Genomic DNA, 13,433 nt, shown 5'->3' with positions numbered 1-13,433 from the left:
GGTTATTGGCGTTATAACTTATCGGGTCGGTAAATTTCATGTAAAAATCGTCGGCGCGGCCCCTCGGCGGCGAACGTCGCCGCCCTACCAACCGAGCGCGAGGAGAACAGCGCCCGCGACGAGGTAGCTACAGTCCGGCGCGACGCCGAGCGCAGCGCCGCCGAGCCGGTCGGCCAGCGCGGTGACGGCCACGGAGAAGGCGAGGCCCGCGGCGAGCGCGACGAGGACCGGTCGCGGCGCGGCGCCGGTCGCGGCGACGACCGCCAGCAGTCCGGCCGCGAGCGCGTCGACGCCGAGCAGCACTCGGCGCGTTCCGCCGACGCCGTACGCGACCGGGAGCGTCGAAACACCCCGCGCGGCGTCCGCGGCGACGTCTCTGACGTTCGGGACCTCGACGTCGACGAACGAGCGGAGGGCGACGTACGCGAAGAGGAGCGCGACCGTCGGCGTCCCGACGGCGTCGACGGCGACGACGCCGAACGCGAGGGGGGCGGCGACGACGGCGACCGCCCACGCGAGCGCGACCGCCGCGGAGTTGAGGAGGAACACGTCCTTCAGCCGCGGGACGGAGACCGCGGCGAGCGGCGCGGCCAGGTCGCCGACCGTCGGGAGCCAGTCGGAGGCGTACCCTATCCACACCGCCCCCGGGACGAGGACGAGCGCGAGTGCGGAGGGACCGGCGACGACCGCGAGCGCGACCGCCGCCCCGTAGCTCACCGCGGCGGCCGTCATCAGCTGATCGCCGTAGCGTAAGGCGATCCGCGCCCGCGCGGGCGTCGACCCCATGTCGCCCTCGGCGTCGGCGACGTGGTCCGCGGCGTACACCGCGAACGCCACGAGTCCCACCGCGACCGGCGCGGTCGACCGCGGGACGCCGAGCGCCGCCGTCGCGATCGCGACCTCGACGGCGGCGACGAACGCCGTGAACGGTGCCCCCGCGGCGAACGCGGCGATCCCCCGGAGCGCGCTCGCGTTGGGGATCGTTAGTCGTGAACGAGACTGCTCTGCCGTGCCGTCTGTCGTCGACGGGCTGGTCGGTTCGTTTGCCATGACTGTGTTCGCCGCCGGACGGCGGCGAACACCCGGAATGGGGGACCGAAACGTATCTATCCACGCCGCACGGCATTAATAAAACTGGAATTTCGCTGGTATCAGATCGTCCGAGCCGTCGCGGCCGCGGGGTTGGTTCGGGCTTCAGTACGCTTTTGACCCGAGCGGCCGATCGCTCTCGTATGGACGGAACCTTCGACCACGTGATGATCCGCGTCGAGGACTTAGAGGAGAGCCTCGGCTGGTACCAGACGCACCTCGACTACGAGGAGAAGGGTCGCTGGGAGGCGGACACGTTCACCAACGTCTTCCTCGGTCCCGAGGACGTCCACGAGGACGGCGCCCTCCTCGAGCTCACGTACAACCACGACGGCCGGAGCTACGAGATCGGCGACGCGTGGGGCCACGTCGCGGTCCGCGTCCCCGAGGACGCGCTCCAGGAGTCGTACGACCAGCTGATGGCGGAGGGCGTCGAGGACTACCGCGACCCCGACTCGTGCGGGAACCGCTACGCGTTCGTGAAGGATCCCGACGGCCACGAGATCGAGATCGTCAAGCGCGACCACGGCGCGAAGTGGAGCATCGACCACACGATGGTCCGCGTCGAGGACGCCGACGAGGCGCTCGGCTACTGGACCCGCAAGTTCGAGTACACCGAGGTGCCCGGCCGCTGGGAGGCCGACACCTTCTCGAACTACTTCGTGGCGCCCGAAGACGCCCCGGAGGAGGCGATGAAGCTCGAACTCACGTACAACTACGACGGCCGCGAGTACACGATGGGCGACGGCTGGGGCCACGTCGCGGTGCGCGTCGACGACCTCGACGAGGCGTGGGACGACCTGATGACCCGCGAAGCGCCCGACTACCGCGACCCCGCTTCCTGCGACCACAACTACGCGTTCACGAAGGACCAGGACGGCCACGAGGTCGAGCTGGTCACTCGGGACTGATCGGCTCCGAAGGCCGGCGAGCGTCGCGTCTCTGGACGATTACGCGGACTCGACGCCGGTGATCTCGAAGCGCGCCCCGCCCGCCTCGCTCTCGACGGCGCGCACGGACCATCCGTGCGCGTCGGCCACCTGTTCGACGATCCGCAGCCCGAAGCCGGTCCCCGACTGCGACGTCGAGTAGCCGGCGTCGAACACCTCCTCGCGCCGGTCCGGTTCGATCCCCGGCCCGTCGTCGGCCACGTAAAACCCGTCCGGCAGCGACCCGACCGTGACCGTCACGCCGTCGCCGCCGTGTTCCACGCTGTTTCGCATCAGGTTCTCCAACAGCTGTCTGAGCCGGCTCTCGTCCGCGACGATCATCCGCTCGGCCTCGGCGCGCAGCGTCGCGTCCCTCGTGTCGACTGTCCGCCAACAGGAGCCGACGACCTGCCCCAGATCGACCGGTTCGGCGTCGGTGACGGGGTCTCCCTCCCGGGCGAGCGTGAGCAGGTCGTCGATCAGCGCGGTCATCCGCCCGTGCGCGTGCTCGACCGCCGCCAGGTGCTCGCTGTCGCACTCCTCGCGGGCGAGTTCGGTCCGCCCCCGCGCGACTTCGAGCGGGTTCCGGAGGTCGTGAGACACCACGCCGGCGAACTCCTCCAGGCGGTCGTTCTGTCGCTCCAAATCGGCGGTTCGCTCGGCGAGCCGGCGGGTTCGCGCCTCGGCCTGGAACGCCGTCTCGGCCGCGGTCGCGAGGATTCCGGCGAGGTACTCGTCGACCCCGCCGAACACCCCCGGCTCCGTCTCGCCGATCGCGATCGTTCCGTACTCGCCGATCGGGACGATCAGCAGGCTGCGAAGCGCCGTGTCGGCGTCGAGCGCGTCGGCCGTGCGAATGTCGTCGTACATCCGTGGTTCGCCCGACTCGAACGCCGCCCAGTTGAGGCTCCCGCCGTCGGGCGTGAACGTCTCGCGCTCCGGGAGCAGCGCCTCAGCCTCCGGCGAGACCGCCGACGGCACCAGTCCGCCCGCGGCCTCGTCGTGAACTCGGACGGTGACGATCGAGAATCCCAGCACGTCGGTCGCGGCCTCGACCGCTCGCTCGGCGATCTCCGCCCGCGACTCAGCCCGCACGAGGGTTCGCGTGGCGCCGTGGAGCCGCTCGACGCGGCTCTCTCGCTCGATGCGGTCGAGCGCGGCTTCGAGGTGGCCGGAGAGGATCTCCGCCACGAGGATATCGGTGTCGGTGAACTTGCGCGGCTCCGGGGAGGAAACGACGAACAGCCCGTGATCGCCGATCGGGCGCAACACCAGGCTCTCCGCGGGCGAGGACTCGTCGATCCGCTCGTACGTCGAGAGTTCGTCGATGACGACCGACTCCTCGCCTCGGAAGGCGTTCCACGCCAGCGCCGCCCGCGTTCCCGGCGGCGCGTCGCGGTCGTAGGACGGCTGCGTCTCGAACAGCGCGGGTACCGATTGGCCGAGCGCGGCCGGTTCGAGGCGGTCCCCGTCCTCGGTTCGCAGGTGGATGCCGCTCAGCCCGGCGTCGATCAGGTCGTCGATCGCCTCGACCGCCAGCTCGGCCGCCTCCTCGGTCGTCCGGGTGTAGTTGAGTTCCCGCGTCCACTCTCGGAGCCGGGAGAGGGTTCGCTCGCGCTCCTTCCGCGCGGAGACGTCGCGCGTGGTGACGACGTACCCCTCGATCCCGTCGGTGTCGATCCGCTCGCTGCCGACGGACTCGAGCCAGCGGTACTCGCCGTCCGCCGTCCGAAAGCGATACTCGGCGCTCGGGAGGTCCCCGTCGAGCTCGCCGAACGCCGCCTCGACGGCCTCCCGGTCCTCCGGGTGAATGTAGTCCAGGGACCGTTCGCCGAGCAGCTCCGACGGGGCGTAGCCGGTCACGCGCTCACAGGAGGGGCTCAGGTACCGGAACCGCCAGTCGCTCGATAACACGGCGACCACGTCGCTTGTGTGTTCGATGAACGCCCGGTGTCGGTCGCGGTCGGCGTCGTCGCGGACCACGCCGACGAACTGCCGCTCCCCGTCGACGGTGAACTCGCCGTACGACACGGAGACGGGTATCTTGCTGCCGTCGCGGTGGAGCGCTTCGAACCGGACGTTCGACCAGTCGATACCCCGTTCGCCGGTGTCGAGGTAGCGCTCGACCGCCTTGCGGTGCTCCTCGCGGTACCGTTCGGGCATCAGCGTCGCCAGATGTTCGCCCTCCAGCTCCGCCGGCTCGTAGCCGAACACCGACTCGACGGCCGGGTTCGCGAACCGGATCACGCCCTCGGTGTCGATCGAGACGATCGCGTCCGACGCGCCCTCCGCGACCGCGCGGAACTGCTCGACCGCCTGCTCGGCGTCGCGCTCGGCCCGGCACTTCTCGACGGCCTCGACGATCCGGTTCGCCAGCCGCTCGTACCGCTCCGTTCCCCCCCGCTTCTGGAGGTAGTCGGTGACGCCGGCGGAGATGGCCTCGCTCGCGACCGCCTCGCTGCCCCGTCCGGTGAAGAGGATGAAGGGCAGATCCGGGCGGCGCTCGCGCACCGCGTCGAGGAAGTCGAGCCCGTCCAGTCCCGGCATCTCGTAGTCGGAGACGACGCACTCGACGTCGCGCTCCGCCAAGGCGTCGAGTCCGGCGTCCGCGTCTGGGGCCGTCTCGACCGCGATCCGGTCGTCCTCGCGCTCCAGGAACGAGGCAGTGACCGCGCGCAGATCCGGATCGTCGTCGACGAGGAGGACCGAGATGCGGTCGGACATACGTCTCGAGTACCGACGAACCGGATATAACCGTTTTGGCGGCGTCGGTACCTGCTGTCGGTACCGGTCGGCGGGTCGTCCCGGCCGGGCGAGTCGGTTCCGGGGACTGACGTGCGCCTTCCGGTCTCACTCGCCGTCCACGGGGCGGAAGACGACGAGCCGCTCGCCGTCGGTGACGCGCTCGCCGACGCCGACCGCGACCCGGTCACCGATTTCGACCTCGGGCGTCGCGTCGCGCCCGTGGTCGCCGTCGCGGACGATCCCGGTCAGCCGCGTCGGGCCGAAATCGACCACGGCGGTCGCGTACGGCGCGTCGTCCGCGAAGCGCGGCGAGGGGACGTGGACGACGCTGTACGTCTCGACGGTCCCCGCCTCGCGGAGGGGTTCCCGCGAGAGTTCGGCGGACCCGCACTCGGGGCACACCCGGCGCGGCGGGAGCGACCCGTGGCCGTCCGGGCAGACGAGCGCGAACCCGTCTCCGCCGGCCAGCGCGTCGAGCCACTCGGCGTACTCGCGGTCCGTCGGCGGCGAGGCGTCCGCCGCCGCCCCGTTGTCGCTCATTCCGCCACCTCCAGCACGTGGACGACCGCGCTGGCGACGGTTCCGCCCGCGTTGTGCGCGACGCCGACCTCGGCGTCGGGGACGTGCTCGCTGTTGGGGTGGTCGCCGCGGAGGAGCCGAGTCAGCTCCGCGATCTGGGAGCCGCCGGTCGCGCCGACCGGGTGTCCCTTCGCCTTCAGCCCGCCCGAGAGGTTCACCGGGAGGTCGCCGGCGGCGGTCGTGACCCCCTCCCGGGCCGCCGAGATCCCCTCGCCCGGCTCGAACAGCCCCAGCGACTCCAGCGCCAGCACCTCGGCGATCGTGAAGCAGTCGTGGACCTCCGCGACGTCGACCGCGTCGGCCTCGATTCCGGCGTCGGCGTAGGCCGCATCCGCCGCGTCGTCCGCGGCGGGCGTCCGCGCGAGGTGCTCGCGGTCGCCGAGCGCCATCCGGTCGGTCCCCTGTCCGGTCCCCGTCACCGCGACCGACGCGTCGAGGTCGCGGTCGGCCGCGTACTCCTCGGAGACCAGCACGAGCGCGCTCGCGCCGTCGGTGATCGGACAGGCGTCGTAGAGGTGGAGCGGCTCCGCGACGGGCGGGGCGTCCATCGCCTCCTCGACTGAGACCTCCTCGCGGTACTGGGCGTACTCGTTCGGCACGGCGTTCGCGTGGTTCTTGGCGGCGACGTGCGCGAGGTCCTCGCGGCTCCCGCCGTACGCGTCGAAGTAGGCGTTCGCCATGAGCGCGTAGGCGCCCGGGAACGTCACGCCCGCCCGGACCTCGAAGAGGTCGTCGGCCGCGATGGCCAGCCCCTCCGTCACCTCGTCGGTCGGGAGGTTCGTCATGCGCTCCATCCCGCCCGCGAGGACGACGTCGGCGTCGCCCGCCGCCACCGTCCGGACCGCTTCGCGGACCGCGACGCCGGCCGACGCGCACGCCGACTCGTACCGCGTCGCCGGACACCGGACCCCCGCGGCCTCGGCCATCAGCGGCGCCTGGTGGCCCTGATGCTCGGCGAGCGCGCCCATGAAGTTCCCGTAGTTCAGCTCCTCGACGTCGGCCCTGTCGACGTCGGCGTCCTCGAACGCCCGCAGCGCGGCCTCGCCGAACAGGTCGCGGCCGGTGCGCTCCGGGTGGCTGCCGAAGCGCGTCAGCCCCACCCCGGCGACGCGTACGTCTGTCATACACGAACGATGATCGGGGATGCGGTTTAGCTCTGCCGGAAGCGGGGGTTTCGCTCGGCCGACGAGGGCGATCGCCTGCGGAGAAACGGGGTCGAAGTCGCCGTGCCCTTCCGTTTATCCGATGTACCGCAGGTCGTCGTCCGGCACGGCCGGTCCCTCCTGCATCTCGCGGATCTTTCCGACGACCTCCTCCATCTCCTCGGCGCGGTCCTCGAGGCTCTCGTAGTCGACGGCCATGTCGAGGACGGACTCCAAGACCTCCAGCACGGCGCGCGCGCTCTTCGGGTCGACGAGGTAGCCGCTCGTCTCGCCCATCAGACAGGCGGCGTCGAACCCGCGGCGACCGCCGAGTCCCAGCACGAGTCCGGAGACGCCGACGATGCCGCCGGCCGGCTCGTCCGCGCGGAACTCCACGCCGGCGTCTTCGAGGTCGTCGACGAGGTCGGCGTCGGAGACGGCGCCGAGAACCGTGTACTCCTCGACGAGTTCGCCGGTCGGGACGCCGCCGAGCGCGAACGCCCGGTCGGCGCCGAACTCCTCGGCGATGTCGAGGAACGTCGAGGTGAGCCGGTAGTGGCCGGCGTTCGACCCGGCCTGGTGGTCGCCGGTCAACACGAGCAGGTCGGCGCCGTCGGTCTCGACGGCGTGGAACTCCGCACAGGTCAGCTCCGCGACGCCCCCATCGTCGACGCTCACCTGCGGCGGGAACTCCGTGGCGTACACCCGACGGACCAACTCCCCGTCGAACTCCTCCAGCAGGTGCTCGGCCGCGAGTTTCCCCACGTGACCGACGCCCGGCAGCCCCTCGATCAACACCGGGTCCGTAAGCTCCGGCGTCGCGACCTCGTCGATCTCGATCTCTTCCATACCGTGCCCGTCCGGGCGGCGGTCACAAGAGCGTGGCTATTCCGGTGGCTCCCGTGGTCGATCGGTACCCGGAAACTCCGCCGCCGGTGCCGCCGAGCGTCGAACGCCTACTCCGAGTCGCGTCGCCGCGCCCGCCGGCGGTACTCGCCGTAGGGGTCCTCCGGCCCGAACGGGGCCGGCGCGCTGTTCTCGGTCGGGCCGTCGCACTCCGGGCAGCGGTCGCCGAGCGCGTACACCGGCCGGTCGTGAACGGTCTCCCAGTTCGCGCAGACGCGGATATCTGATTTCACGGGAAGAAGGGGTCGTGTCCTCGGCCGCTCGCGGTTACTCGTCGTCTTCGCGCCGCTCGCGGTGGAACTCGCCGGCGCCGCCGGCGGTCTCGATCGACTCGCGGGCGCGCTCGGCGGCGGATTCGAGCTGCGCCTCCGCCGTCTTGTAGTTCGGCGCGCGGACCTTGATCCGGTACTCGGGCGATCCCACGTAGCCGACGTCGAGCTCGACGCCGTCCGGGATCTCGCCGTTCCCCTCGGCGGCCGCGAGCGCGTCGCGCACGTCGTCGACGCCGTCGGGGGCCGCCGACTCGAGGTCGACGTACCCCGTCACGTCCACGTACGGGACCGAGACGTTGTCGCGGGCGGCCGTGACGATCGCGTCGACGGTGTCGTCGTCGACGTCGACGTCTTCGAGCGCCTCGTCGCCGCTGATCGCGGCCGCCTCGAAGGCGTCGTAGAGGCTCTCGTACTCGACGAGGAGGGCGTTGGCGACCGACGTGTAGCGATCGTCGTCGACGTCCTCGCCGAGCGCGATGAGCATCCAGTTGTCCGCCTTCTGGGCGTTCTTCCAGTCCTGGATCGTCTCCTTGCGCTGGTGCTCGTTGACGTCTTTGATCGACAGGTCGATCTGGTTCGCCGACTCGTCGATCTCCAGCACCTTCGCGACGACCGTCTGTCCCTCGCGGACGTGGTCGCGGACGTTCTTGATCCAGCCGGAGGCGACCTCGCTGATGTGGCAGAGACCGCGCTTGTCCTCGTACTCGTCGAGGTCGACGAACACGCCGAAGTCCGCGATCTCGTCGACGTCGCCGACCACCAGCTCGCCGGGTTCGGGCCAGCCGCTGTACTTCATGACGGAGCGGTGAGGCGGTTACCGCGCCTCAACGGTTTCGACGATCTCGCCGTGAAGCTCGGCCTCTCCCCCGGTGGGGGTCGCGAGGGTCGTACCGCAGACCGCACACGACACCGTCGAGGAGGCCTTGCCGAAGACGACCTGTTCGTTCTCGCAGTCGCCGCAGGCGACGCGGTGGAAGTCTCCCGCCATGCTTACTCCTGGAACGTGAGACGGCCGGCGCGCCATCCCTCGCGCATGTGGGCCTTCCCGCAGTCGCCGCAGCGGTACTTCAGGTGGGTCTTCTTCGTCGGCTTGTCGCCACCGGGCACCTTCGAGTACCCGCCGGCGTTGCCGATCGTCGCGAGCGCGCGGCGTCGCTGCCGAGCGTCGCGTTTCATTCCGGTCGCGCGACCCGATCGAACCTTCTCCACCTCGTGCTCGTGGTGAGAGTCACAGTGGGGGCAGTACGTGTTGAAGCGGCGTGGCATTTCCATGGATATCGACCTTGAAACGCGGTTCGTCGCCGACGCTTAAAACGGGTTTGGTCTGGGTGCGCGCGAGTCGGCGCGTTCCCCGGTCTCGTGGTCTCGCGGCTACGTGTCTCCCGGTCGTCCCTCCCATTCCGCGACCGCCCGCACCGGCGACCCGTCCCCGTCGCGAATCCGGAGCGGGAAGGCGGACAGCCGGAACCGAGCCGGGAGGTCGTCGAGGTCACAGAGGTTCTCGACGATCGGGAGCGAGTCGCCCAGGAGAACGTCGTGGGCCGGAGTGCCGTCGGGTTCGTCGCCTCGCGCGTTCGAGGGAGGGTCAGCGTCGCCTTCCGCGGTCGGCGTCGGGTCCGGCCCGAAGGTATCGAGACCGACCCCGACGCCCGCCTCCCGGCAGCGCTCGGCGGCCGCCGCGGTCAGGTACGGGTGGTCGCGGTATCGGTCGGTCCCCCAGTACGAGGCCCAGCCGGTCCGGAGGACGAGGAGGTCGATTTCGGCGTCGAGGTCGCTCGGATCGGGCAGCGACTCGGGCGCGATCGCTTCGCGCGGCTCCAGCGACCGGAGGTCGACGAGGCGGGCGTCGAACGCGAACTGCCCGACGCCGAGTTCGTCGACCGTCTCGCCGCCGGGAATCGTGTGTCGCGGCGCGTCGACGTGCGTTCCCGCGTGGGTGCCGGTCCGGAGTTCGCTCGTCGCGTAGCCGTCGGCCTCGTGGGTCGCGTCGGGCGCGAGCGTCACGTCGGGGTCGCCGGGGTAGGTCGGCATCCCCGTCTCGATCGGTCGCGAGAGGTCGCGGAACACGGCCGTCGGTCGGGCCGCGTCGCGGTTAAGTCGGTCGCCGTCGCTCGCCTCGAGGCGCGGTCGCGCCGGATCCCCGTCGCCCGCTGCGGTTCCGCGGCCCGAACGTATTTCCTCGGTCCGGCGCTGTGTCGGTTCATGTCGGAACTGCCGCTGGACGCGTACTACGATCTGACCCAGATCGGCGAGGTCGCCGTCTCACCGACCGGCGACCGCGTCGCCTTCACCGCGACCGAGTACGACCAGGCCGCCGACGAGGCGGTCGCCTCGCTGTTCGTCGCCCCGACCGACGGCTCCCGCGAGCCGCACCGCCTGACGAGCGCGTCGGGCGCCTCCGCGCCGACGTGGGGACCGGACGGCGACCGCCTCGCGTTTCTCGCGGCCCGCGAGCGCGACGCCGAGCGACGGGTGGGGTGGCGCGACCGAGACGGGGAGGACGGCGAGGGCGCCGCGGACGACGGGGGAAGCGCCGAGGACGACGAGGAGGGCACAGAAGACGAGGACGACGAACCCCTCGGAAACGGCGACGAAGAGCCGAAACCGCAGGTGTGGCTGTTCGACCTCGCCCTCGGCGGCGACGCCCGACAGGTGACGGAGCGCGACGAGGGCGTCGCCGGCTTCGACTGGTCGCCCGACGGCGACCGGCTGGTGATCGAGTCACGCGACCCGACCGACGAGGAGTCCGAGTACCTCGATCAGGTGCGAGAGGAGGGCGGCCCGATCGAGACGACCCGGCTCCAGCACAAGGTGAACGGCGCCGGCTGGACCGACGACGTGACGCGGTACCTGTTCGTCGTCGACCTCGACGACCCCGAGAGCGACCCCCGCCGACTCGACGACGCGTACGGCGGCGGGGCCTTCGAGGACCTCGCCGGGATGGACCCCGCGTGGAGCGAGGGCGGCCGGATCGCGTTCACCGCCTGTCGCCTCGACCGCCCCGACGACACCACCGTCCGCGATCTGTACGCGGTCTCGCCCGAGGGCGGCGACGCGGAGCGGCTCACGGACGTCGACCTCACCCACGGCGCGCCGGCGTGGCGCCCCGACGCCGACGGGGTCGCGACGGTCGCGAGCGACCCGGACGACCCGCCCGCCCCGGCGGAGGTGTACCTCGTGGACGAGAACGGCGGCGGGACCGCTTCGCTCACCGCGGACCTCGACCGGACGGTCGCCCGCGGCGGGGAGCCGGTGTGGGTCGACGGCGCGATATACGTCCGGATCGCGGACGAGAGCAGCACTCGCCTGGTCCGCGTGGAGACCGACGGCACGACGGAGCGCGTCTTCGAGGCGCAGGGCCGCGACCGCGCCATGGCCGACTTCGACGTGGCCGACGACGGGTCGACGGCGGTGACGGTCCTGTCGGACCCGGAGGACGGGAGCGACCTGTACGCGGTCGACGTCGAGGACCTCGACGCATCCGCCGAACCCGACTCCTTCCGGCGGCTCACCCGCGTCAACGAGTCGCTCGTCGACGAGTTCTCGATGCCGGAGGCCCGCCGCGTCGAGTGGGAGTCCGACGGCTGGACGCTCGACGGCGTGCTCTACCACGACCCCGAGGTCGATCCGGAAGACGGCGACCACCCGCTGGTGGTGGCGATCCACGGCGGGCCGATGTCGTACGACGAGCCGGTGTTCAGCTTCGGCCACGCCGCGCTGACGAGCCGCGGCTACCTCGTCTTCCGTCCCAACTACCGCGGCGGCACCTCACGCGGCCGCGAGTTCACCGCGGAGCTGACCGGGAAGTGGGGGACCGCCGAGGTCGACGACATCGCTGCTGGGGTCGAGTCGCTCGCGGAGCGCGGCTGGGTCGACCCCGACCGCGTGTTCGGCCACGGATTCTCCTACGGCGGCATCGCGCAGGGGTTCCTCGTCACGCAGGAGCCGGAGCTGTTCACCGCCGCCGCGCCCGAACACGGCATCTACGACCTCCGGTCGGCGTTCGGCACGGACGACACCCACGTCTGGCTGGAGGCGGAGTTCGGCCTCCCGTGGGAGAACCCCGAGGCGTACGACGCGTCGACCGCGGTCCTCGACGCCGGGAACATCGAGACGCCCCTGCTGGTGATGGCGGGCGGCGAGGACTGGCGGTGCCCCTCCTCGCAGTCGGAGCAGCTGTACGTCGCGGCCCGGAAGCAAGGGATCGACGCCGAACTGGTCGTCTACCCGGACGAGCACCACAACATCGGCGACCCCGACCGCGCGATCCACCGGCTGGAGAAGATCCTCGACTGGTACGAGACCCACGACCCGGCGGTCGAGGCCGAGGACTGAGGAACCGACCCGCCGACCGAGCCGCGGCCGGCCCGCCACGGTCGCGGTCGCCGCGAACCGGACTCAGCCCTCGACGAACTCCACGAGCACGCCGCCCGTCGACCGCGGGTGAAGAAAGGCGACCTCGTGGCCCCACGCGCCGGGACGCGGCTCCCCGTCGACGAGGTCGATCCCGAGGTCGCGCGCGTCGTCGAGCGCGGCCGGGAGGTCGTCGACCGCGAGCGCGACGTGGTGAATCCCCGGTCCCTCGCGGTCGAGGTAGTCGGCGATCGTCCCGCCGGCGTCCGGTTCGAGCAGCTCGAAGTAGCCGCCGCCGTCGAGTTCGAGGAAGACGATCCGCATGTCGTCGAACGTCTCCTCGTGGGCGACCGGGGCGTCGAGCAGGCCGCCGAACAGGTCGGCGAGGACGGTGGCGTCGCGCGTCGCGACGCCGACGTGATCGAAGCGCATGGCGACACGTCGCGGCGCGGAGCACATAAATGACGGCGGGCGTCGCGACGAGGTCGGAAAACGGGGACCGACGGCGTCGGACCGCTCCGACGGTCGCGGAACCTGGGTTCGCCGATGGAAAGAATTGGGTATCCCGGGCGACAACTGCGACGCGGGACTCCGCGTGAGCGATCAGAACACCGACACGGCGTTAGAACAGAAGTCGTCGCGGACGATCCTCGACTCCATCCTCGACAGCGCGCTCCACGAGCTGAACCGGGAGCGGTCCGGGCTGCTCCTCTCCGGGCTGTCCGCGGGACTCGACATCGGCTTCGGCCCGCTGATGATGGCGGTGGTGCTGACGCTCTCACCGGGGGGGTACGGGGACCTTGGGACCGAGCTGCTGCTCGCGAGCGTCTACTCCGTCGGTTTCATCTTCGTCATCCTGGGCCGCTCGGAGCTGTTCACCGAACACACGATGCTCGCCGTGATCCCCGTGTTGGACGGACAGGCCTCCCTCGGACAGCTGGGTCGGCTCTGGGGACTGGTGTACGTCGGCAACCTCCTCGGCGGGCTGTGTTTCACCCTGCTCGCCGTGCTCTTGACCCCCGGACTCGGCGTCGTCGAGCCGGCGGCGTTCGAGGAGATTGCCCTGAAGCTCGTCAGCCACGACCTCCAGTGGCTGTTCGTCGGCGGGATCTTCGCCGGGTGGCTGATGGGGCTGCTGGCGTGGCTCATCACGGCGGCACAGGAGACGACCGGCCGCCTGCTCCTCGTGTTGATCGTGACCGGCACGATCGGGATGCTCCACCTGCCCCACTCGATCGCCGGCAACGTCGAGGTGCTGTTCGGGCTGTTCTCCTCGCCCGCGATAACGGTGACCGACTACCTCTCGTTCCTCGCGCTCGCGACCGTCGGCAACGCCGTCGGCGGCGGCATCTTCGTCGCGGCCCTGAAGTACGGGCACGTCGTTCGGGGGGCGAGCTGAGCCGCGGCGCCCCGCGACC

Annotated in this window: 14 protein-coding genes; 3 read left to right on the top strand and 11 right to left on the bottom strand. The window is 71.1% G+C overall.

The window, feature by feature from the left end:
- Positions 1-84: 84 nt before the first annotated feature.
- On the bottom strand, positions 85-1,050 hold the full coding sequence (locus J2744_RS01640) for a UbiA prenyltransferase family protein (RefSeq protein WP_209543592.1): 966 nt from the start codon (positions 1,048-1,050) through the stop codon (positions 85-87).
- 182 nt (positions 1,051-1,232) lie between these two features.
- Here J2744_RS01640 and J2744_RS01635 point away from each other — a divergent pair, with 182 nt between their 5' ends.
- The gene (locus J2744_RS01635) at positions 1,233-2,000 is read left to right on the top strand and encodes a VOC family protein (protein ID WP_209543590.1); all 768 of its coding nucleotides are present in this window, start codon (positions 1,233-1,235) and stop codon (positions 1,998-2,000) included.
- 39 nt (positions 2,001-2,039) lie between these two features.
- Here J2744_RS01635 and J2744_RS01630 read toward each other — a convergent pair whose 3' ends face one another.
- The 9 genes from J2744_RS01630 to J2744_RS01590 all read right to left on the bottom strand — a co-directional run bounded on the left by J2744_RS01630 (position 2,040) and on the right by J2744_RS01590 (position 9,729).
- Positions 2,040-4,742, bottom strand: coding sequence for a hybrid sensor histidine kinase/response regulator (locus J2744_RS01630; protein ID WP_209543581.1), 2,703 nt, complete (start codon positions 4,740-4,742; stop codon positions 2,040-2,042).
- Positions 4,743-4,868: 126 nt separating this feature from the next.
- Entirely contained in the window at positions 4,869-5,303 is a 435-nt protein-coding gene (locus J2744_RS01625; protein WP_209543579.1) for a Zn-ribbon domain-containing OB-fold protein, read from the bottom strand.
- Entirely contained in the window at positions 5,300-6,466 is a 1,167-nt protein-coding gene (locus J2744_RS01620) for a thiolase domain-containing protein (protein WP_209543577.1), read from the bottom strand. The genes J2744_RS01625 and J2744_RS01620 overlap by 4 nt, the downstream gene beginning before the upstream one ends.
- 114 nt (positions 6,467-6,580) lie before the next feature.
- Entirely contained in the window at positions 6,581-7,333 is a 753-nt protein-coding gene (locus J2744_RS01615) for a proteasome assembly chaperone family protein (RefSeq protein ID WP_209543575.1), read from the bottom strand.
- Between the two features lie 107 nt (positions 7,334-7,440).
- Positions 7,441-7,623, bottom strand: coding sequence for an RNA-protein complex protein Nop10 (locus tag J2744_RS01610; protein WP_209543574.1), 183 nt, complete (start codon positions 7,621-7,623; stop codon positions 7,441-7,443).
- A 34-nt stretch (positions 7,624-7,657) separates the two neighbouring features.
- Positions 7,658-8,458, bottom strand: a complete 801-nt coding sequence (locus tag J2744_RS01605) for a translation initiation factor IF-2 subunit alpha (protein WP_209543572.1) — start codon at positions 8,456-8,458, stop codon at positions 7,658-7,660.
- An 18-nt stretch (positions 8,459-8,476) separates the two neighbouring features.
- A complete protein-coding gene (locus tag J2744_RS01600; RefSeq protein WP_004595868.1) occupies positions 8,477-8,650 on the bottom strand; it encodes a 30S ribosomal protein S27e in 174 nt (57 codons plus the stop codon).
- Between the two features lie 2 nt (positions 8,651-8,652).
- Positions 8,653-8,934 (bottom strand): 50S ribosomal protein L44e, encoded by a 282-nt coding sequence (locus J2744_RS01595; RefSeq protein ID WP_004595867.1) that lies wholly within the window; start codon positions 8,932-8,934, stop codon positions 8,653-8,655.
- Between the two features lie 99 nt (positions 8,935-9,033).
- Positions 9,034-9,729 (bottom strand): cyclase family protein, encoded by a 696-nt coding sequence (locus J2744_RS01590; RefSeq protein WP_209543570.1) that lies wholly within the window; start codon positions 9,727-9,729, stop codon positions 9,034-9,036.
- A gap of 135 nt (positions 9,730-9,864) precedes the next feature.
- Here J2744_RS01590 and J2744_RS01585 point away from each other — a divergent pair, with 135 nt between their 5' ends.
- The gene (locus J2744_RS01585) at positions 9,865-11,997 is read left to right on the top strand and encodes a S9 family peptidase (RefSeq protein ID WP_209543561.1); all 2,133 of its coding nucleotides are present in this window, start codon (positions 9,865-9,867) and stop codon (positions 11,995-11,997) included.
- Positions 11,998-12,060: 63 nt separating this feature from the next.
- On the opposite strand, the gene mce is transcribed toward J2744_RS01585, so the two are convergent.
- Positions 12,061-12,447 (bottom strand): methylmalonyl-CoA epimerase, encoded by a 387-nt coding sequence (gene mce, locus J2744_RS01580; RefSeq protein ID WP_209543559.1) that lies wholly within the window; start codon positions 12,445-12,447, stop codon positions 12,061-12,063.
- A 163-nt stretch (positions 12,448-12,610) separates the two neighbouring features.
- Here mce and J2744_RS01575 point away from each other — a divergent pair, with 163 nt between their 5' ends.
- Positions 12,611-13,414 carry a formate/nitrite transporter family protein gene (locus J2744_RS01575; protein ID WP_209543557.1) on the top strand — a complete coding sequence of 268 codons (804 nt, stop codon included), beginning with the start codon at positions 12,611-12,613 and terminating at the stop codon, positions 13,412-13,414.
- Positions 13,415-13,433 lie beyond the last annotated feature (19 nt).

Origin of the sequence: Halorubrum trapanicum, from assembly GCF_017873555.1 — an archaeon.
Classification (GTDB): domain Archaea; phylum Halobacteriota; class Halobacteria; order Halobacteriales; family Haloferacaceae; genus Halorubrum; species Halorubrum trapanicum.
This window is presented reverse-complemented; position numbering and strand designations above follow the sequence as displayed.

Bases quoted from the DNA above. Each gene is read 5' to 3' on its own strand.
- J2744_RS01640 (WP_209543592.1), bottom strand. From the start codon at position 1,050: ATGGCAAACGAACCGACCAGCCCGTCGACGACAGACGGCACGGCAGAG.
- J2744_RS01635 (WP_209543590.1), top strand. From the start codon at position 1,233: ATGGACGGAACCTTCGACCACGTGATGATCCGCGTCGAGGACTTAGAG.
- J2744_RS01630 (WP_209543581.1), bottom strand. From the start codon at position 4,742: ATGTCCGACCGCATCTCGGTCCTCCTCGTCGACGACGATCCGGATCTG.
- J2744_RS01625 (WP_209543579.1), bottom strand. From the start codon at position 5,303: ATGAGCGACAACGGGGCGGCGGCGGACGCCTCGCCGCCGACGGACCGC.
- J2744_RS01620 (WP_209543577.1), bottom strand. From the start codon at position 6,466: ATGACAGACGTACGCGTCGCCGGGGTGGGGCTGACGCGCTTCGGCAGC.
- J2744_RS01615 (WP_209543575.1), bottom strand. From the start codon at position 7,333: ATGGAAGAGATCGAGATCGACGAGGTCGCGACGCCGGAGCTTACGGAC.
- J2744_RS01605 (WP_209543572.1), bottom strand. From the start codon at position 8,458: ATGAAGTACAGCGGCTGGCCCGAACCCGGCGAGCTGGTGGTCGGCGAC.
- J2744_RS01600 (WP_004595868.1), bottom strand. From the start codon at position 8,650: ATGGCGGGAGACTTCCACCGCGTCGCCTGCGGCGACTGCGAGAACGAA.
- J2744_RS01595 (WP_004595867.1), bottom strand. From the start codon at position 8,934: ATGGAAATGCCACGCCGCTTCAACACGTACTGCCCCCACTGTGACTCT.
- J2744_RS01585 (WP_209543561.1), top strand. From the start codon at position 9,865: ATGTCGGAACTGCCGCTGGACGCGTACTACGATCTGACCCAGATCGGC.
- mce (WP_209543559.1), bottom strand. From the start codon at position 12,447: ATGCGCTTCGATCACGTCGGCGTCGCGACGCGCGACGCCACCGTCCTC.